The 20,112-nt window shown below is 39.4% G+C and carries 23 protein-coding genes; 18 read left to right on the plus strand and 5 right to left on the minus strand.

Annotated elements, in window-relative coordinates:
* Positions 1-71: 71 nt before the first annotated feature.
* Positions 72-788, plus strand: coding sequence for a LytTR family DNA-binding domain-containing protein (locus T546_RS24615; protein ID WP_026891532.1), 717 nt, complete (start codon positions 72-74; stop codon positions 786-788).
* Between the two features lie 26 nt (positions 789-814).
* Here the strand turns inward: T546_RS24615 and T546_RS23295 are convergent, their stop codons facing one another.
* Positions 815-1,414, minus strand: coding sequence for a TetR/AcrR family transcriptional regulator (locus T546_RS23295; protein ID WP_051629733.1), 600 nt, complete (start codon positions 1,412-1,414; stop codon positions 815-817).
* A 326-nt stretch (positions 1,415-1,740) separates the two neighbouring features.
* Between T546_RS23295 and T546_RS0110265 the strand changes: the two genes are divergently transcribed.
* From T546_RS0110265 to T546_RS0110285, 5 genes are all read left to right on the plus strand, one after another.
* On the plus strand, positions 1,741-2,394 hold the full coding sequence (locus tag T546_RS0110265; protein WP_026891533.1) for a GNAT family N-acetyltransferase: 654 nt from the start codon (positions 1,741-1,743) through the stop codon (positions 2,392-2,394).
* 405 nt (positions 2,395-2,799) lie between these two features.
* A complete protein-coding gene (locus T546_RS0110270; RefSeq protein ID WP_026891534.1) occupies positions 2,800-3,291 on the plus strand; it encodes a pyridoxamine 5'-phosphate oxidase in 492 nt (163 codons plus the stop codon).
* Between the two features lie 27 nt (positions 3,292-3,318).
* The gene (locus T546_RS0110275) at positions 3,319-3,756 is read left to right on the plus strand and encodes a GNAT family N-acetyltransferase (RefSeq protein WP_034598865.1); all 438 of its coding nucleotides are present in this window, start codon (positions 3,319-3,321) and stop codon (positions 3,754-3,756) included.
* Between the two features lie 58 nt (positions 3,757-3,814).
* Positions 3,815-4,240: a VOC family protein gene (locus T546_RS0110280; protein ID WP_026891536.1), complete on the plus strand. Its 426-nt coding sequence runs from the start codon at positions 3,815-3,817 to the stop codon at positions 4,238-4,240.
* Positions 4,241-4,572: 332 nt separating this feature from the next.
* Positions 4,573-5,076: a nitroreductase family protein gene (locus T546_RS0110285; protein ID WP_026891537.1), complete on the plus strand. Its 504-nt coding sequence runs from the start codon at positions 4,573-4,575 to the stop codon at positions 5,074-5,076.
* 139 nt (positions 5,077-5,215) lie between these two features.
* On the opposite strand, the gene rsmH is transcribed toward T546_RS0110285, so the two are convergent.
* Positions 5,216-6,265 (minus strand): 16S rRNA (cytosine(1402)-N(4))-methyltransferase RsmH, encoded by a 1,050-nt coding sequence (gene rsmH, locus T546_RS0110290; RefSeq protein ID WP_026891538.1) that lies wholly within the window; start codon positions 6,263-6,265, stop codon positions 5,216-5,218.
* A gap of 278 nt (positions 6,266-6,543) precedes the next feature.
* On the opposite strand from rsmH, the gene T546_RS0110295 reads away from it, so the two are divergent.
* Positions 6,544-7,143 carry an acetate uptake transporter gene (locus T546_RS0110295; RefSeq protein ID WP_084326320.1) on the plus strand — a complete coding sequence of 200 codons (600 nt, stop codon included), beginning with the start codon at positions 6,544-6,546 and terminating at the stop codon, positions 7,141-7,143.
* 58 nt (positions 7,144-7,201) lie between these two features.
* Here T546_RS0110295 and fdhD read toward each other — a convergent pair whose 3' ends face one another.
* The 3 genes from fdhD to T546_RS0110310 are packed head-to-tail and all read right to left on the minus strand — an operon-like array spanning position 7,202 to position 10,104.
* Positions 7,202-8,008, minus strand: coding sequence for a formate dehydrogenase accessory sulfurtransferase FdhD (gene fdhD, locus T546_RS0110300; protein ID WP_026891540.1), 807 nt, complete (start codon positions 8,006-8,008; stop codon positions 7,202-7,204).
* A gap of 27 nt (positions 8,009-8,035) precedes the next feature.
* A complete protein-coding gene (locus tag T546_RS0110305; RefSeq protein WP_026891541.1) occupies positions 8,036-9,370 on the minus strand; it encodes a sensor histidine kinase in 1,335 nt (444 codons plus the stop codon).
* Complete coding sequence (locus T546_RS0110310; RefSeq protein WP_026891542.1) at positions 9,367-10,104, minus strand: LytR/AlgR family response regulator transcription factor; 738 nt, start codon at positions 10,102-10,104, stop codon at positions 9,367-9,369. Before T546_RS0110310 ends, T546_RS0110305 begins: the two co-directional genes overlap by 4 nt.
* A 217-nt stretch (positions 10,105-10,321) precedes the next feature.
* Between T546_RS0110310 and T546_RS25025 the strand changes: the two genes are divergently transcribed.
* The 11 genes from T546_RS25025 (at position 10,322) to iorA (ending at position 20,095) form a co-directional block, all read left to right on the plus strand.
* The gene (locus tag T546_RS25025) at positions 10,322-10,465 is read left to right on the plus strand and encodes a cyclic lactone autoinducer peptide (protein WP_081752313.1); all 144 of its coding nucleotides are present in this window, start codon (positions 10,322-10,324) and stop codon (positions 10,463-10,465) included.
* 4 nt (positions 10,466-10,469) lie between these two features.
* On the plus strand, positions 10,470-11,057 hold the full coding sequence (locus tag T546_RS0110320; RefSeq protein WP_084326326.1) for an accessory gene regulator ArgB-like protein: 588 nt from the start codon (positions 10,470-10,472) through the stop codon (positions 11,055-11,057).
* A gap of 115 nt (positions 11,058-11,172) precedes the next feature.
* Positions 11,173-13,227, plus strand: a complete 2,055-nt coding sequence (locus tag T546_RS0110325; protein WP_166429812.1) for an aldehyde ferredoxin oxidoreductase family protein — start codon at positions 11,173-11,175, stop codon at positions 13,225-13,227.
* 23 nt (positions 13,228-13,250) lie between these two features.
* A complete protein-coding gene (locus T546_RS0110330) occupies positions 13,251-13,748 on the plus strand; it encodes a hypothetical protein (RefSeq protein ID WP_026891545.1) in 498 nt (165 codons plus the stop codon).
* 13 nt (positions 13,749-13,761) lie between these two features.
* Positions 13,762-14,565 carry a sugar phosphate nucleotidyltransferase gene (locus T546_RS23300; protein ID WP_051629735.1) on the plus strand — a complete coding sequence of 268 codons (804 nt, stop codon included), beginning with the start codon at positions 13,762-13,764 and terminating at the stop codon, positions 14,563-14,565.
* Positions 14,498-15,706, plus strand: a complete 1,209-nt coding sequence (locus tag T546_RS0110340) for a nucleotide disphospho-sugar-binding domain-containing protein (RefSeq protein ID WP_026891546.1) — start codon at positions 14,498-14,500, stop codon at positions 15,704-15,706. Before T546_RS23300 ends, T546_RS0110340 begins: the two co-directional genes overlap by 68 nt.
* A gap of 23 nt (positions 15,707-15,729) precedes the next feature.
* Entirely contained in the window at positions 15,730-16,698 is a 969-nt protein-coding gene (locus T546_RS0110345) for a 3-oxoacyl-ACP synthase III family protein (protein ID WP_034598870.1), read from the plus strand.
* A gap of 27 nt (positions 16,699-16,725) precedes the next feature.
* The gene (locus T546_RS0110350) at positions 16,726-16,944 is read left to right on the plus strand and encodes a hypothetical protein (RefSeq protein WP_026891548.1); all 219 of its coding nucleotides are present in this window, start codon (positions 16,726-16,728) and stop codon (positions 16,942-16,944) included.
* Between the two features lie 32 nt (positions 16,945-16,976).
* On the plus strand, positions 16,977-17,909 hold the full coding sequence (locus tag T546_RS0110355; RefSeq protein ID WP_026891549.1) for a GNAT family N-acetyltransferase: 933 nt from the start codon (positions 16,977-16,979) through the stop codon (positions 17,907-17,909).
* A 25-nt stretch (positions 17,910-17,934) separates the two neighbouring features.
* Entirely contained in the window at positions 17,935-18,354 is a 420-nt protein-coding gene (locus tag T546_RS0110360; protein ID WP_156951318.1) for an SRPBCC family protein, read from the plus strand.
* A 1-nt stretch (position 18,355) separates the two neighbouring features.
* Positions 18,356-20,095, plus strand: coding sequence for an indolepyruvate ferredoxin oxidoreductase subunit alpha (iorA, locus tag T546_RS0110365; protein WP_334291589.1), 1,740 nt, complete (start codon positions 18,356-18,358; stop codon positions 20,093-20,095).
* Positions 20,096-20,112: the final 17 nt, after the last annotated feature.

The following is a 20,112-nucleotide window of genomic DNA, read 5'->3' on the forward strand; positions in this document are numbered from 1 at the left end:
TAAGGAATTTTTACATGCTGTTATTTATGAAGATAAAACAGGATAACCTATAACCTACGGAGGTGAATAGGATGAATATTGGGTTTTATACAAAAGATGTTAGTTTCATGAGCTCAGTCAATAAAGTGGTACATACCATAATCAAATATAAATATTCCCCGTTGGAGCTAAATGTCTGGGAGGATATTAAGAGCGCATTATTTTTAATTGACGAAGAGTATTGTGATGGTTTTATCATAGATATTACAAATAACACCAGGGAAGAGTCATGTGGATTTATATCAAAGCTCATTCAACACTATCCTCATACAAAAATAATCGTTTTAATTGATAATTTGGAATGTATCGACTGGTTCTTAAAATATAAAATATTTAAATATATGTCCAAAAAAAATATAATAAAGGAATTGGAAACCATACTGTCCATTCTGCATCATAGTGTTGCTGGCAGAAAAAACAGAACACTTGAATTGGTAACAAAGAAAAGATATGATAAAATTTATTTTAATGATATTTTGTATATTAACCGGGAAGGTAAAAATGTAAAAATATTTACTGCGGACAATCGATGCGTGACTTATCGTATGAGTTTACTGCACATTTATGAAAAATTAGATGAAAAGACCTTTATCTATGTAGATAAAGGTTGTATCGTGAACAGTTCTTTTGTAAGTGAGTTTACGGCTCAACAGTTGCAGTTGATCAATGGTACTAAATTACCTGTTAGCAGAGATGGGATTAAAAGACTATCAAAGTTGCTTGAATTTAATCATGTTTTAACCAATTAGATATCATAAGTTTCATTCGTTAAGTATTACTTGAATGCGGCATCCATTTTCTGCTTTTTCATAACAAAATATTCCATATTTCTATCTATATCAGCGATTATCTCTATCACCTGATCCATAGGATATGTGAAATTAGATTCTACCCATTTGCTGATGATAGCCAGGCAGCCCTGAACATGATAGCGGACTTTAAATTTCAATTCTTCACTGATTTCAGAATACTGCCATTCCTTACACCAGGTTTCCATGCATTTTTCCTCGAATAAATCATTCAGACGGATCACAAAGCTTCCTTCCCCGTTTGTACTAAATAACATATGGCATATTTGCTTATTCTCCATAATGTATTCAAATATAATTTTATAAAAATGGACAGGAGGCTGGGAATAGTTTAGCATAATCAAATCATTAAGCTCTGTAACTACCTCCTCCTCCATTTGTTCGTAGAGATCGTAGATGTCTTTATAATGGGCGTAAAAGGTGGCTCTGTGAATATCCACCTTATCCGTTAATTCCCGGACAGTTATATTACGAAGGTCTTTACGAACCATTAATTCAGCAAGACCGTTTCTCAATGCTTTCTTTGTTTTTCTTACTCGTCTATCATCTTTCTCAATCCCAGGCATAAATGAATCCTTCTTTCCATAATTTTTGTTGTTACATTGAATCGATAAACCTCATTATAGTGTAATGAAGAAAAACGACTCGAGTATAATTATAATACACCCGTATAGCTAAAACAATCCCTGTTTCCGACACTTTCGCATTATTCTGCCGTTTAGCAGACATTTAACGATGTAATTGAATATAGAAAAGCGACTATAGTTAGGATATTATACATATGAAAAGATAATAAATCGATGAAACGTTTTCTAGTTATGATTTGAAGTAAAGTAAATTTTTATGAATAGTTTGATCAAAATCAGAAAAATAATCTATAGGAGGAAAAAGAATGATACGTTATAGAAGACCGAAATTAGAAGAATTAAAAGATATCGCAAGAATGTGTGCCTTAACATTTATCGATTATCCTATTTGTAATGATATAAAAAGCGGGTTCCCAAATGTAGATTCCTTTCTAGATTTTATGAATGATGTATATTATGTTTATATCAGGGCTTATTTTAGAAAGAGCGAGTTTTTTGTAGGTGAGGATGATGGGAAAGTGAAGAGCTTTGCTGTTTTGGTACGCCCTCGAAGCCCAGAGGTGGGGCTGGTGGATTACTTCCGATCTGGTGCACTCTTGTTATTAAAAAAAGTCAGCCTGCCAAGCCTATTAAGGTTTTTAAATGTTCTTGAACAAGGGCACAAACCATGCAGTGGAATTAAGGAGCACTCCTGGCTCCTGGAATCATTAGCAGTAGACAGATCCTTAAGAGGCCAGCAATTAGGGTCTAAAATGCTGAATGAATGCATAATACCGTATATAAAAGAACAAAGCATCGGCGACAAACCAGAAACATTTATTACATTTACAAATACGGAAAGAAATAAAGAGTTTTATATAAAAAATGGGTTCTCCCAATTCGATTACAAAACAATACCGATGAAAGATTCGGCTATTGGTAATTGGAGTTTCCGTATGACCATTAACCCAGGCTTGTAAATCACAATTCAATACCAGATGTTATTACCAAAGCAGATATTTCATTTTATCTAAAAATTTTATTACATGCTCCTATTAAGGTAGACGAGTGAATCAATAAAGCTTGTCACTTAAGTGGGAGCATTTTTACGCAAATATTCGGATAAAAATTGAATTTACTCTTGTAAGTATTAAAAAGCTGTAGTATAATAAGAATAGAACATACATTCGATTTGGAGAAAAGTTATTCTATGAGTCACAAATACATAATGATTTCCCTTCTAATTTAAGTAACGCAATCCCCCAGATAAAACAGACCCATAAGAAATCTGCTGATAGTAATATAAGATTAATAAGTGGAAAATCAAAAATCTCATTCAGTTCGGATAGATTTTCAGATTATATTATTTTAAGGAGGATATAAAGGTGAGCAGGTATGAAGAAGGATTGAGCGTAATTGAGGAGAGATGTGGCAACGGAAAAGATAATATCATATCACTTTCGACGATTGCAATGGAGCCAGGCGCAGATGGCGCTCCCCGCCCATATGTTCGTGATGTGGATGCATATTACGAGGATGGAGTATTCTATATTGTTACATGGGAAAAATCAACTAAAATGCAACAGATAGCGAAGAACCAGGAAGTCGCATTTTCTGTTTGCAGCCAATGGTTTTCCGGCAATGGTGTTGGGGTAAATTTAGGCTGGGTCCTGGATCCGAATAATGCTGAGATAAGATCTAAGCTTCGTAAAGCATTTGCCGATTGGTACGACGCTGTAAATAATGAAAAGGATGAAACCTGCATTATATTGGCGATTAAAATTACAAGAGCTACAGTCATTAAAGATCATGGTGCTGTTTGTTACCAGATGGACTTTGTGCATAAAGTGGAGACTGCAGAAGGAAAAATTATATAAGATAGCAAGAGAGAACGGAGTATTAAGATGTTTATTGAGAATCCAGACAGAACGGAACAATTAATCAAGGAGCTGGTTGTTATATGGGAAGCATCTGTAAAAGCAACCCATACCTTCCTGAAGGAAGAAGACCGGATTTCCCTGCGTCCATATGTACAAGAAGCTCTCAAAGAGATTGATCAGTTAATTGTGGCATATCAAGGTGAGAAGCCCGTAGGCTTTATGGGAATCGAAAACCAAAAAGTAGAAATGTTATTTTTGGAGCCCGATTGTATTGGACAAGGAATAGGGAAGAAGCTTATCACAAAAGCCATAGAAGAATATGGAGTATCCTATGTAGATGTGAATGAACAAAATCCTCATGCCGCCGAATTCTATAAGCGTGCTGGTTTTGCTGTATTTGAGCGTACAGAAAAAGATGAGATGGGAAATCCGTTTCCCATTTTAAAAATGAAGCTTGGATAAATAATGAGAATGATTGGTGTTAAAAGCAAGAAGTAAAAATATTGGAGGTGTTACTCGTATGGATGATGGATTAAAAATCAAGATGTATTCTTTTACGATGGATTGCAAAGACCCGCATGAATTAGCAGCGTTTTATGGGGCATTGCTTAAGTGGGAGACAAGGGCTATTGATGAAGGGTGGGCATGTGTATATGCTCCAGGTACGAATCAGGGAGCATATCCAGGTATACTGTTTCAAAAAAATACGGAATATAAGCCACCGGTATGGCCAGATAAGCCTGAAGCTCAACAGCAGATGGCACATTTAGACTTTGCCGTGAATGATTTGGAAAAAGCAGTTCAGCATGCACTCCAATGTGGGGCATCGGTCGCAGAAGAACAATTTTCCAATGAGTGGACCGTTATGATTGATCCCGCAGGACATCCTTTTTGCTTATGCGAGATGAAATCCGTTATGGAGAGTTCCCATTTTGCGTTATTATAAAAAATTAAAATCATAGTACTTATCATAGATTTTTAAATTGTTAGTAAAATAAAATCGTAGTTTTAGGAAAAGGGATATCCTCTATGGAAGAAGATATCTCTTTTTTGTATGGGAAGGAATGAAAGCAGCAATTACAAAAATTATAGTGGAACATAAATCATTAATAATACGCTAACCATCTGATTTTTCGATTGCATATATAAAAATAATTGGTTTTACCTATGATACTTAACATGATATGATGATATCAGATGTCAGAAATCATAACTAGCGCTTATTATTATTATTTCTATAGTTGTAATAAAGGAAAACAGAGAATGGGAGGTATAACTGTGAAAGAAATATTCAACCGAAGAAGCATTCGAAAGTTTAGAGACTTACCTGTGGAGAAAGAAAAAATAGATAAACTGTTACGGGCAGCCATGCAGGCGCCTTCCGCATTAAACCAACAGCCATGGGAATTTATAGTAGTTGAAGATAGAACAGCTTTACAAAAACTATCAAAAGCTATGCCTGATGCGAAGCCAGTGGGTAATTCCGGATTAACAATTATTTTGGCAGCGAATAGCGAAAAATTCAGATATGAACCGGATTGGGAATTGGACATGAGCGCTGCGGCTCAAAATATATTATTGGAAGCCGTCTATTTGGAACTGGGAGCCGTGTGGATGAGCATTTCATCAGTGGATACTGCGATAGATTACGTACGGGAGATGTATCAATTACCAGCCCATATAAAACCTTTTGCATTCATTGCAGTTGGTTATCCAGAGAGCCAACAGAATCAATTTATAGATAGATATCATAAAGAAAAAGTCCATTATGAAACGTGGTAATATTGTGATTGACGGCATTACGATTCATGGGATTTTGTGGAGAATACAAAATAGCAAGCATAATAAGTGTGCTGATACTTATTATGCTTGCTTTCCTTTATTGTAAACAATCGAATGTAAACAATAGAATGGCTTTACATTATGCTTTGATTGCCCAACGTAATTTCGCACATTTTGCACGACTATTGAAACTGCATTCCGCTGCTGATGGGCGAATGGGCTCAGGAGCGATTTCTTTGTAAAGACCTTCACGATAGAAGCGCTGGAACGATTTTTTGACCAGCCGGTCTTCTCCGGAATGAAACGTAAGAATGGCAACTCGTCCCCCCTCAGCCAAAGCAGAAGGTAACTTTTCAAGAAATTCATATAATACTTCGTATTCTTTGTTAACATCAATTCGAAGGGCCTGAAAGCATCTTTGGCATGATTTTTTAATTGCAAGATCCTTATCTTTTTCCGGAATGAATCTAAGGGCATCCTGTATGATTTGTTGCAGCTGACTCGTTGTAATAATCTCTTTTCCTTTTTTTATTGCGAATACAATGGCACGAGAAATCTCCGCAGAATAAGGCTCGTCTGCATTCTCCAATAACATTCCCTGTAATTCGTCTTGCGATATGGTTTTCAGCCGATCCGCGGCAGAGATGCCTTTGGAAGGGTTTAACCGTAAGTCCAAAGGTCCCTCTGTTTTAAATGAAAATCCTCGATCGGGATTATCAATCTGCATGGAAGAGACACCTAAGTCTGCCAATACAAAGTTAAGAGGGCCTGAATCGGAAGTGATCTGATCGATATTAGAAAAATTCGTATTTCTGATGGTTAAAATTTCCGGGCCATATCCTAAGCGTTCCAAACGCTCCTTTGTTCTCGGCAATTCGATAGGATCTTCATCGGTGGCATACAAGTGTCCCTTTGAATCTAAACATTTAAGCATTTCTAAGGTATGACCACCATAACCTAAGGTGGCATCCATACCAATTTGTCCCGGAGTTATTTGTAGGAACTCCAGTATCTCATTCACACAAATGGAACGATGCATGCCGGCAGGCGTGCTGCCCTTTTGAATTACCTTAGCAATTGTATCCCCATATAGCTCTGGCTGCAGTTCTTTGTATTTTTCCTTAAAGGTCTTTGGGTGAGTGCCTTTATACCTGGGCCGGCGCTGATGTTTTTGTTCCTGATTATCCATTCCTTTATCCACCTTTTAACATGTAATTATTATTTATGATCCAAAGTGTCACCAAAACTGACTGCTTGGAATTTTCCTATTACTACATGATATCAAATACAGGTCATAATAGCAAACCTATAATCAAATAACCGATCCAATCCTTCACATAAAATGAAATAAGTGCAAAGAATTCCCTGGTTTCTTACAAAGAATTATGTTGTATTTTGTCATAATGGATGATATTATATGCCAGGTGCGTATTCGCATATTTATATAACGAAAGGATATTTCAAATAATGTCAACCAAAACAGCACAATCCATTCAGACAACACCAGCAGCACAAACAGCTTCCGCTGCCATAGCCAATCCAGCTCCTCTTGGACTTTTAGGATTTGGAATGACTACCTGCCTGCTCAATCTCCACAATGCAGGAATCATACCTTTATCCATTGTTATTGTAGCGATGGGATTTGCATTAGGCGGTGCCGCTCAGATCATAGCTGGCATTATGGAATTTAAGAAAAATAACACCTTTGGCGCAACGGCATTCACAGCCTATGGTTTCTTCTGGTGGTCCTTGATTATCATCTGGATCAATCCATTTAAAGGAATCGAAGCTGCTGATCCTATGAGCATGGGCTTTTACTTAGGTCTTTGGTGTGTATTCACTCTCTTTATGTTCATTGGAACTTTGAAACATAACCGTGCCAGCCAGGTGGTTTTTGGCTCCCTTACTGTTTTGTTTTTCCTGCTTTCCATGGCAAACTTTACCGGTTCTGAATCCATACATACTTTAGCTGGATATGTAGGAATTTTCTGCGGTCTTTCCGCTATCTATAATTCTATGGGACAGGTTATAAACAACGAATTTAAAAAGACAATTATGCCTTTATAAATTGTGAATAGAAAAAAGGATTTGAAACGAAACGTTTCAAGTCCTTTTTTTCTTGGTGTCAATATAGAAGCCTTTGTTCATTGGAATATAAATTAAGTTTCGTTCCTCTTGCAAAGCCCGCCAAAGTAATATTGTACTTATCCGCCATTTCAATGGCCACATCTGTGGGGACAGAGCGGGCCACCAGAATAGGGATTTTAGCCTTAATGATTTTTAATATCATATCGCTGGGGACTCTGCCGCTGGTAATAAGGACGGTCTTTGATAAGTCAATTCTGTGGTCCATGGCGTAACCCAGGACTTTATCCACTGCATTATGTCTGCCGATATCCTCCATCAGATAGAGTAAGCCCTTGTCATTATAAAGTGCGCAGGAATGGATTCCACGGGTTGATTTGTAAATTTCACTGCTTTTTTGAAAATCATTCATATAAGACAGAACCGCCCCAAATGGGATCGTATAAGAGTACTCCAGAGGAGCTAAGTCACTGTCGTTCATGAGATAATAAGCGATGGAATGTTGTTTCCCGCAGGCTGTAGTAACGGTACGGATTCCTTCGGTCGCCTCAATCATATCTTTAAAAATATCATTGTTCGTTAATTTGACAAACGCTTTTCCCTCATCTTCTTTTATTTCAATGGATTCGATCTCTGACATTCCTCCAATGATTCCTTCCGTGTATAAATTTCCAAGGACCAATTCATATAAATTCTTATGGGTACAAATAAGGTTTACATAACGAATGCCGTTTACAAAGATAGATAGCTTGTATTCTATTAAGATGTCCTGATGCTCTTCGGACTGTGAATCAGTGCTGCATACTAAAATCTTATAATTTTTGCTGATGTGGTTTGTATCTGGCATGGATTCTCCTTTTCATCAATCATATAATCAGCAGGCTTCATCAGGTAAATATAGTAAAACATTAGCTGTAAATAAATTTTTTTCTCCTCTTTGCTGCTCTCCGTAATTAAATTCAAGAACCCCGTTATATTTTTTGACGGTATGACTAACAGAATTTAATCCGATTCCATGCCAGGTCTTATCCTTTTTGGTTGAGTATGGTTTTCCGTCTTTGATGTTTAACTGGGAGAAATCATAGGAGTTTATTACCTGTATAGTAAGAACTCCGTGGATGGCAGAGACATGAATTAAAATCTCTCTTTGCTCTTTTGGAAGTTTGATACAAGCTTCCAGCGCATTGTCCAAAAGGTTTCCTAAGATAATGGTGAGATCCATCTTGTCAATGTCAAGAATTTTGGGAAGCCGGATGTGCACTTGGGTTTTTACATAAAAATGCTGGGAAAGATAAAGCTTATTGTTAATCAGTGCATCTATGACCGGATGTCCACTGTTGACACCGGCTTCCTGGGCTTTTACATTGACCGTAAGCTTTCTGATATATTCGATCAATTCTGTGTTCTGCCCTTGTTCTGCCAGTCCTGATATGGCGGCCAGATGGTTATTTATGTTGTGGCGGTCTTCCCGCAGACTTTTTTGGAACCGCTGGATCAGAACGGATTGCTTTTCATATGCATTGTTCTGTTGAGAGAGAAGGAGGTTTTCATACTTTAAATTCTCTTCCAGTAGTAGCTTATCATATAAGTAAAACAGTAAAATATTAACGACTAATAAAACAAGAGACGCACTGGCTAATAAAAAAGAAGATTCGGCTTGATTGGAAATGATCTCTAACGTCATGCTGTTTAAGATATAGATACTACCGGCAGGAATCAAAAACATAGCCAGCCAGCGAGGAGGCCTTATATCCGTGTTATAAGTTTCTTGTTTGTAAAAGAAGATTTTACTCCATTTTACCAGACCGAACATCATCATATTTGATAAGATGATTCCAATTACAACGAAAAAATCTTGTTGTATGATGGTATTAAAGGAAGCTCCAATAAAAAGAACAAGTGCCGCCGCCGTACAATCTTCACTTGCTAGAGAGAGGATATAGATGAAGGAAGCAGCGAGAAGGCGTTTAAATACAGATGTCTTGTAAAAATAGCATATGAGAAAAAATGCAGTCAAATTAAAAATGATGTTTAACATGGGATTGAATAAATAAAAGTACAAGTATGCCCCAGCAAGGTAATAGGCTGTATAAGCAATTCCAATGGCCCAGACAGGGGTCCTCCTTTTCTTTAAAAAGGTATCAATAAAATCATATATTACATAAGTCCGAATGATATTCATAATTAAATATGTAATGACTACGTTCATTTGTTATCTTCCTTATTTTTCCTAAGCTGCAAATACTTCGCCCTTATGTCCTTTCTCTTTGGGCCGCTGATTGCTAATTCAGTCTGATTGGACATGTGAACCTTATCATAGGACATTTGCCGAATATGGTTGTAATTAATTAAGATAGAATGATGAATCAATAAAAATCCTCGTGTTTCTAATCTCTCAGATACTTCCGTCAGCTTTCCATAGAAGATATACCCGTTATCTTTTGTAATTACATTAATTTTATGACCTTTGGATATCTCCATATAAATGATATCCTCAATGGGAATATTGCATTGTCCCTTGTCAATGTCCTTAAAACAAAAAAAATCGTCCTGTGTTTCATTTAACCGTTTATAAGCACTTAAAAGATCTTTTTTAAAAAGCTGAGGATCTATAGGCTTTGATAAAAAGCGAAAGGTGTCTAAGCAAAAAACCTCTTTTGCCCGGTTATCGTAGGAAGATATGTAGATAATAATGGTTTTTTTAATTTGAAAATAATATCTTAGTTTCGTTCCGACTTCAATTCCGTTCATGCCATTCATGCTAATATCCAGAAATGCCAAGTCATAAAAAGTACCTCCTTTTAGTTTTTCACACAAACTCTCCCCTGATGTGAAAGAATCGGTGAAGTAAGAGATATGCGCCTCTGATAATGTGCTTTGAATCATGGATTTAATCTGCTCAATAAATATGGGCTCGTCATCACAGATAGCAATTTTAATCATAAATGTCTCTGTCTCCTTCCATTCTTTTACTAAAAAATATTTTATCATAGGTATGTCAAAAAAAGTATTAAAAAAATGTTGAAAAAGGGGATTTAAGAGAATTTGCTTATTTTATAAGAGAAAATGAAAAGATATTTTACAGAAAAAAAGATTATGCTATACTAGGCAAAATTAAGTAACTCTAATTCAATATTTTAAAACAAAGGAGAGTATTAAAATGAAAAAATTATCTGTTGTTATGGGAAATGTTGTGTCTGCTCTTGCTCTTAAATCAGCTGTTACCACAAGCAATCTGGCATGCGGATATATTTATTATCAGCCTGAGATGCCAAAAGAAGCAAAGAAATTAAGAAAATTCTAATATCATGTTCAGAAGATTAAGTATCAGGATAGCCGATCAGCTGATCTCAATGGGGAGATTCATGGAAGAGGACAGGGCTATCTACCAGTTTGGTCTTGAGATGCTGTTCCTCAATCTTGTTAATTTGTTATCGGCAGCTTTCATAGGACTTTTTATGGGACAACTGCTGGAATGCTTTCTGTTCCTGGCACTTTTTATTCCTCTTCGCTGTCATGCAGGAGGATATCATGCAGAGAATCCACTGTGTTGTTATTTTTTGTCGAATGCAGTCATTGTTTTCGTTCTTCTGCTCCTTCGCACCCCTCCCGTAATGATGGAGAGGGGCGCAGGGGTGGCCTTCTTAACTTTATCCGCAGGCATGGCAGCAATTTTGGCCCCTGTGGAAAACTTAAATAAGCCACTGGATGAAGTAGAGAAAAGGGTTTATGGATTCCGGACCCGGATTGTACTGATCATAGAGGTCCTTATTGGTCTGGTCTGCTACGCATACGCCTATGATCAGGGGGGATGGATTGTATTACTGACCATTGCTCTCATGGTAATAACAGAACTACTGGGAATTTTACAAAATACCTTTAGCCGCAGCCGGTGACCATCTTTTTTTTAAGACCCAAATCTGCTGCGAAGTACCACCCCACATTGGAGGCACATGACGCGGCGTGGCTTCACCAACGAAAAAAGCGGATATAGCAAGGAGGCTGGTAATCGTGGAATATATTCATGACAATCAGATTGCTACCATTAACTTAACCACTGGTGATGTGAGATTTGAAGAGATCACCAGAGAACTTAGAACGAATTACATAGGCGGGCCGGGAATCAATACGAAGATTTTGTATGATTCTGATGCTGCTGACCATGATGCCCTTTCAGAAAAGAACTTATTGATCTTTGGAATCGGGCCAAGTGTAGGCACTGGGCTTCCGGCCAGTAACCGTTGTACCATTACGGCGAAAAGTCCCATTACTGACGCGTATGGCGATTCCAATCTGGGCGGAGAATTTAACGTCAGGCTCCGTACGGTAGGAATCGATCATCTTGTATTTTCCGGAAGATCCGATCATCCGGTGTATGTTCTTATTAAAAGCAACCGTGAGATTGAAATATTAGATGCCAGCGAGCTTTGGGGAATGTATACGGAGAAAGTGACCGAGCTTCTTACGGAGCGTCATGGAAAAGGTTCAGAGGTTACCTGCATCGGGCCGGCAGGTGAGAATCTGGTACGGTTTGCAAGTGTCATCATGTCAAAATGCCATGTGGCAGGAAGAACCGGTATGGGATGCGTCATGGGGGCAAAAAACTTAAAAGCCATTGTTGTAGAAAAAAAGGTTGGAAAACCCCAGGTATATAATCCGGAAAAGGTCAAGGAAATCCGGGATCGGTGGATTAAGAAATGCCGGGCATCGGTTATCTTAAAATCCGGAAGTATTCAGGGAACCTTAATGCTAATCAAACGGTATCACAAGCAGGGGGCCCTGCCCATCCGTAATTTTCAGGCGGCTGATGATAAAAAGGTGAAAGAGTTATACGCTGAGAACTTCCTGTACAAACATGAGACAAAACGCAAAGCCTGTATTTACTGTCCCGTCGGGTGCGCCAGGGAATATGAGATTAAGGAAGGGCGGCATAAGGGAGAAAAAGGCGATCGTCTTGACTATGGTGCAGTCGCAGGCATCGGTCCGTTAAACGGAATTTTTGACTGGGCAAGCATTCTTCATCTTAAAAATCTAAGTGACAATCTTGGCTTTGATGCCATTGAGGGTGGTTCTACCATTGGCTTCATCTTAGAGTGTTATCAAAGAGGTATCATAAAAAATCCAGAAAAGATTTATGAATTTGGCAATGCAGATGATGTGGAAGAATTAATGCATAAGATCTGCCTCAGAGAAGGAATCGGAGATATTGCAGCAGAAGGTGCTTACCGGGCTTCCATTGTGTTACATGCCGAAGAGTATGCATTTTGTATCAGAAAGTCTTCTGCTGGTCTTCATTCAAATTCCCATCTGGCAAAATCTTTAAGCTATCTCACCTCTACCAGAGGGGCAGATCACTTAAAGGGTTATGTATTTACTGCAGTTTTTGGCGGATTTTTCTCCGAAGTGGTTTCAAAGCATATTTTTAAAACAAAGGCTGAGAAGAACTTTTCCAAAGTAGAGAAAAAAGGCCGTGTGGTATGCTGGCATGAAAATTATAAATATGCCATTGACTGCCTGGGGCTGTGCCTGTTTGCTATCACAGCACTTCCGAGTGCAGGCGTTGCCTATTTTAATGAATTTGCAGAGGTGACTAACGCAATTCTGAATACGGATTTAACCGACGAAGAGATATATACTGCCGGAGAGCGTATTTATCAGCTTCAAAATGCCTTTAATGTGGCGTGTGGCTTAAAGCTGGAAGATTATCACTGGCCGGAGCGTAAAAAGGAAGATGGTGTGAAAGAAAAATTCCTGAAAGACACTACCATTAAGGTGGGAGGAGAGGAAGGAATGCTTCCGGAATATTTCCGGTACAGAGGTCTGACGCCAGAAGGGCTTCCTACGGTAAAACGATTTCAGGAATTGGGCATTTCCATGTACATAGATAAGGCAAGAGCCACAGAGCTTAAAGATGTTATGCCCATAGAAGCTTTATTAAAAGAAGTTGGTCTAAATGCAGAGCTGACGAAAAAAGAAAACAGGATCAATGAGGTCATGAGCTCCCTGATTTGTAAGCTGATGACAAAACAGGACGAAAAAGCGCTGCGTAACATGAAGCATGAGTAGCATTTCACAGAGGCGGATAACCCATGGATTGGTTAGATAATAAAGAGAAAATAGAGATACGTTCGCAGGTTTTTATTCCTATTTCTGAGGATCAAAAAGGCATTGTTTTTGATCATGTGTATGACAGAGAAAAGTTTCATAAATGGTTTGACTTTATGCCGGTTCTTTGGATCAGCTTTGACCGGAAACAGCTGGAGGAAGGCTGCATTGGAACTATCTGTTTTACCATGCCTTTGTTCTATTACAGATTGAAGGTAACAGAAGTGATAAAGGAAAAATCAATTGTCCTTAAGGGAGATGGCGGCCCTATGAGAGGAAAGGCATATTTTAATTTCCATCCTGCTGATGGCGGGGTCATACTGGAAAACATTCATATTCTATCTGGTAAAAATAAGCTTGTGCATAAGTATTATGTTTATTGCCTGGTTCCCAATCATCTGGCTTTTATGAATTGGAGATATTCTGTCTTAAAAAAGCAAATTAAAAAAGAACTTGAAAGAAACAAAAAATCACATAAGTAGAGAGGTGCTGATTATGAGAGGTGTTATTTTAGCAGGCGGTCATGGAACGCGTCTGAATCCGTTAACGATCATTACCAACAAGCATTTGCTTCCAGTCTATAAAAAGCCCATGATCTATTACCCCATAGAGACCCTGGCTAAAGTAGGAATCAAAGATATTCTCATCGTTACAAGCGGAGAATATTTAGGGCATTTTTACAAGCTTCTAAAGACAGGGGAAGAGTTTGGGGTAAAGCTTCATTATGAGATTCAGGAAGGCAATGAAGGAACCGGAGCAGCCTTATTGTGCGCAGAGGAATTTGTAAGAGGTGATGAGTTTATGGTCATTCTTGGTGACAATATTGTGACGGAAGATCTAACATCGTTTGTAAAAGATTTTGAATCAGAGAAAAAGGATTTCAGTGCCAAGATTCTTATTACCCAGTCGGATAATCCAAAGCTTTACGGAGTGGTGGAATTTAAGAAAAATAAAATTACCAGGCTGGTGGAAAAGCCCAAAGAACCTTTTTCCAATTACGTCAACACCGGCTTATGGATCTTTAAGCCAGAGGTATTTGAGCTGTTAAAGCAGATGAAGCTAAGCTCAAGAAATGAATATGAAACCACGGATGTTCTCCACCACTATGCAGAACAGGGACAGCTTACCTATGGGATTTTAACTTCCAAATGGACCGATGCGGGAACCTTTGAACAGTTATTTGAGGCAACTGTATTGATGAAAGAGTTAGAAGAGAAGGAGAAAAAGGAAATTGAAAAAGATCATGTTTATCAGTCTTCCGGTATCCGGGCACGTAAACCCGCAGCTCAACCTGTGTAAAGAATTATCCCAGCGTAATGTGAACCTGATTTATTATACCTTTGAGCAGTATTTCCATAAGTTTGACCAGATGGATGGGGTGGATTTGAGGAAATATCCCGATGATTTCTATCATTATTATAATAAGCTTGCGGCAGATGAGAAGCTTCAGTCACAGTTCATGAATCTGCTCTATGTATTTTATACATTTACAGAGAAGCTCCTCCCCTTCATGATGAAAGAAGTGGAAAAAGAGAAGCCGGATCTTATTATATGCGATACCCTGGCTATTTGGAGCAAAATTGCTGCCAGATATTTTCATATCCCCTATGTGTATTTTGTAAGCAGCTTTATGGGAGATAAGATCATGATGAAAGAAACACCTGCTTTTACCATGAGCCTGGTAAAAAGCGCAGCGGTTTCCATTCCTTATATCATGAAATTTAACACCATTATAAAACGGTTGGAAAAGCAGTATGGCAAGGTGGTCGATAAACCATGGAATATCATGGAGCCGGAAGGAAAATTTACGATGGTGGTGACCTCCAGGGATTTTCATCCCGGCGGATATAAATATCCTTCTAATGTTAAATTTGTAGGCCCTGCCTTTGTGGACAAAGAAAATCTCACGGAAAAAAAAGATACCATATTCATCAGCCTTGGTACCATTTGTTTCAGCCATACCTATTGGGATATCTGTATTGATGCCTCCAAAGACTTAGGATATCAGGTGGTAGTATCCTTTGGCGGCAACAAGAATAATAAAGTAAATGAAGAAAACTTACCGGAACACGTAACGGTTTATGAGAATCTAAGCCTGGAGGAATACCGCAAGGTATTAAAACGGTCTGTATTATTCATATCCCACGGCGGGTTTAACAGCATCAGTGATTCCATTCTGTATGAGACTCCCCTCATTATTTGCCCTGGGCATGCGGAGCAGGCCAGCAATGGAAGAGTGGTGGAAGCGGATGGCTGCGGAAAGCTTTTCATGGCAAATACAGAAGCGTTCCAGAAAGATAACTTAAAGGCGCTGATTCTTCAGGTAGTTGAAGATGATACCATGAAAAAGAATTTATCCAAATATCGCAAGTCCTTTTTAGAATCCCCTGGATTTCAGAAGGTGGTAGATGAATTAGACCAGGAATTTCAATTGTTCTGATACATACATAAGGGAGATGGATTATGGCTTTTATCGTAAATACGGCGCAGTATCTGCCTGCCAATGAGATATTCAATGATGACTTGACCCAGTTTCCGTCAAAATACCGGCAGCTCATTGAAGAAAAAGCTGGGATTAAGACAAGAAGACACGTGACAGATGAGTGCACTTCTGATCTTGGAGCTTTGGCGGTGAAAGAGCTTTTACGTAAGACCAGGATGAATCCCGTAGAGGTTGAGGTTCTTATTTGTGCAACATCCTCCCCTGACCGGATACAGCCTGCCACTGCTACCAGGATACAGGAACTATGCGGGATTAAAAATGCCTTTGCATTTGATATTAATTCAGTCTGCAGCGGAGGAATCTACGGACTAAAGATCGCTTCTTCCCTCATAAATGACGGGGCCAAGAATGTAATCGTGGTGGCTTCAGAGGTATACAGCAAGATATTAAATCCAAAAGATATCGCTACGTTTCCTTATTTTGGGGACGGGGCGGCAGCCGTTCTTTTATCCGACCATGGAGCTTATGAACTGAAAGATATCCTGCTCTTTTCCGATGGAAGTGGCTGTGATGTGATTCAGGTTCCGGCAGGAGGAAGTATGCTACCGGCAGCAGCCGTTAAAAAGGAACGGGATTATTATTTTTCTATGGAGGGTCAAAGTGTGTACCGGTTTGCCTGTGAGAAGGGAAGCGAGCTGATTGGACTCCTTTCTAAGCGGAATGAGGTAATGGCGGACAGGGTCATCACTCATCAGGCCAATTTAAACATCATCAAAGAAATTGCCAGACGCACAGACGTTTCTGATGAGAAATTCTTCATCAATGTGGACAAATATGCCAATACAGCCGGTGCTTCCGTTCTCATTGCCTTAAACGAATATCTGGAGTCGGAAGAAGCAAAAAACGAAAATCATGTATTTCTTGCAGCCTTTGGAGGCGGTCTTTCCTGGGGCGGATGCTATTTAAAGAAAGAACACGATACTAAATAAGCGGAGAAGATAAAGGGGAATGAAACCATGTTAGATATTATTATGACACTTGCTACTGATATTTTTGAGGATGACGATATCCTTCCCACTTCCAGGTTGGAAGAAGCTAATAGATTTGATTCCATGAACCTGGTTCAGTTCATCATTGAACTGAGCGGAGCACTGGATATGGATATTGAAGATGAAGAAGTGGAAAAGACCATGACATTTGCTGAGCTGGCAAAGAACCTGGAAGCAAAAAAATAAATTGGTTAAACCAATAAGGTGAGGTGAGTGTCTTGGAATTTCGATTGCTGACGGAGGATTCGGAAAAGCTTAGGTTTGTAAATGGCTGGGAGCACGCTTTTAGCCGGTCCTTTGAAATGCGGGATTATGAATGGATCTTTGATTCCCGTAATCTTATCTATGGAGCCTTTGACCAGGAAACCTTGTGTGCAGGATATTGTATTCTGCAAAGCCAGGCTGTGTTTCAAGGGAATCTGGTAAAGAGCGGACTGTGCAATAATGTGTTTGTCACACCAGAATATCAGGGCTGCCATTTGTTTACAAAGCTTGGGCGGTATGTACTTTCAGCGGCCGGTGAAATGGGAATACAGATATTAATAGGAATGCCAAATGAAAGTTCTCTTCCGGGGCATCGGAGAGTAGGGTGGACTACATTTCCTCCGAATTTTTATCTTGAAAAAAAGATAATAGAAGATGAGAGCGTAACTCAGTTAGAGGATGAGAGTATCACTCCCATCACCTCTCTTAATTTTCCGTTGTGGAAAGAAGCTTTTAATGAATTTGCCTTTAAGATCTCTTTTGGAAGATCATTTTCCATTATCAAGGAGGCGGATTACTTTTCCTGGCGATATTTAAATCGTCCTTCTGGAGATTACAAAATATTTATCTATCAGGAGAAGGGGGCGGTGAAGGGATATGTGGTATATAAGTACTACCAGCCTTTTAAACGAATCCATATCCTTGATGTAGAAGCAGAGAATGAGACCGTCTTTTTCGAATTATTAAAGACGTCAGGAACCATAAAAGAATCGGTTTCTCTCATTAACGTGTTAAGCTCTACCATTTATGCAGATTATTTTAGTCGTGCTGGATACTGTATAAGTGCAGAATACAGCAACTTAATAGCACATGATCCTCTGTCAAAGGCCCCGGTTTCTCTTGGAGATACCTGTAATCTGGTCATAGGGGATAATGAAGTTTTTTAATACGAAAGATAAAGGAGATAGAGCGGTGGCATATGCAAACGCAAGTGTCGTGTTATACGGGAAATTAGAAGAAATATTTGAATTTATATTAGATGGAAGAAATAATAAGAAATGGCGGCCCGGTGTGAAATCCGTAGAATATTCATCGGAGGAGCCCATTGACGCTGGGGCCTTGTTCTTGCAGGAGATGAACGGCCCTCCCACAAGAACCATCAAGGCAGATTATAAAATCATAGAATGTGATCGTTATAAAAAGATTTCCTTCCTAATCTTAAATGGTCCTTATACACCAACAGGCAGTTTTTTCTTTGAAGTGAATGATGATGGGGTATCTGTTGATTTTTCCATGGAAGAAGCCGGTGTGGTCAGCCCGGAACGGGAGAACCATTTTCAAAAGGTGGTAAATGACATTTATAATCTCCAGGAACATTTCGAAAGGAAATGAAATACATATGAAAAATATACTCTTAGGAAATGAAGCGGTTGCAAGAGGTGCTTTTGAGTATGGAGTGACAGTTGCATCTGCCTATCCGGGAACACCCAGTACGGAAATTACAGAGAATATTAAAAAGTATGAATCCATTAATACAGAATGGTCTCCCAATGAAAAAGTAGCCTTAGAAGTAGGAATCGGCGCTTCCATCGCAGGAGCCAGAACCATTGTATCCATGAAACATGTAGGACTGAATGTTGCGGCTGATGCCCTGATGTCCATTTCTTATCCGGGTGTAAATGCAGGTTTGCTCCTTGCAGTCGCAGATGACCCAAGCCAGCACAGCTCTCAAAATGAGCAGGATACAAGATATTTTGGGATGGCAGCCAAAGTTCCCATTCTGGAGCCTTCCGACAGCCAGGAATGTAAGGATTTTGTGGGGATCGGGCTGGAAATCAGTGAGACCTTTGACACTCCGGTAATCTTAAGGTTAAATACGAGAATCTCCCATTCGCAAAGCATGGTAGAGCTTCTCGATCAAGTACCCTTTCAGTTAAAGGAGTATGATAAGAATCCCAATAAGTACATCGTGGCTCCGGCAGTAGCAAAAAAGAGAAGAGTGGTAGCAGAGGAGCGGTTAAGAAAGCTGGAGGCATTGGCTGAGACTACAGAGCTTAATACGGTGGAGTATCAGAGCAGGGACATTGGAATTATTACAAACGGCATAGCGTATCAATATTCCAAGGAGGTGCTTCCGGAAGCTTCCTATTTAAAGCTGGGCCTTTCCTATCCTCTTCCCAGAAAGAAGATCACGGAATTTATAAGGAACTGTAAGACCGTTTATGTCATTGAAGAACTGGAACCCATAATAGAAGAGAAGATTAAATCCTGGGGACTTTCGGTCATTGGCAAAGATGTGATTCCTGTTATTGGAGAGTTAAATCAGGAAATCGTCCGTGCCGCCGTGCTTAAGGAAAGGATTGATGGAGTGACATCAGAGCTGACTAAGGATATCCCAGTCAGACCTCCGGTTCTCTGTCCAGGCTGCCACCACAGAGGGGTATTTTATGTCTTAAATAAGCTAAAGCTTCATGTTTCGGGAGATATTGGCTGTTATACTCTGGCGGCGTTTGCACCTTTAAGTTCTATGGATACGTCCATCTGTATGGGAGCCAGCATTGGAATGGCTTTTGGGTTTGAAAAGGCAAGAGGGAAAGAGTTCTCAAAAAAGACCGTTGCAGTGATCGGAGATTCCACGTTTGTACATTCCGGCATTACAGGCCTGATTGATGTGGTATATAACCAGGGAAATACTACGGTCATCATACTTGATAATTCCACCACCGCCATGACCGGGCACCAGGATCATCCGGGAACCGGCTGTACCATTCGGGGGGAGAAAAGTCAGGCGGTTGATTTTGTAGCTCTGGCAAAGGCCATTGGAATCAAACGGATCCAGACCGTAGACGCCCACGATATCACGGAACTGGAGCGAATCGTCATAGAAGAGACGCAAGCGGAAGAGCCTTCCGTAATCATAACGAAGCGTCCCTGTGTCCTCCTTAAAAACTCCTCTTTGATTCGTAAGCCTCTGAGCATTAAGGAATGCAAAGGATGTAAGGCATGCATGAAGATCGGTTGTCCTGCCATCTCTTTTTCCCGTAGCAGGGCAGAGATAAAAAAAGAGCTTTGTGTTGGCTGCGAACTTTGCACCAGAATCTGCAAATTCGATGCCATTAAAAAAGAGGCGTAAGATGAGGGGGATTTGAG

This window comes from [Clostridium] aerotolerans DSM 5434, from assembly GCF_000687555.1.
Taxonomy (GTDB): Bacteria; Bacillota; Clostridia; order Lachnospirales; family Lachnospiraceae; genus Lacrimispora; species Lacrimispora aerotolerans.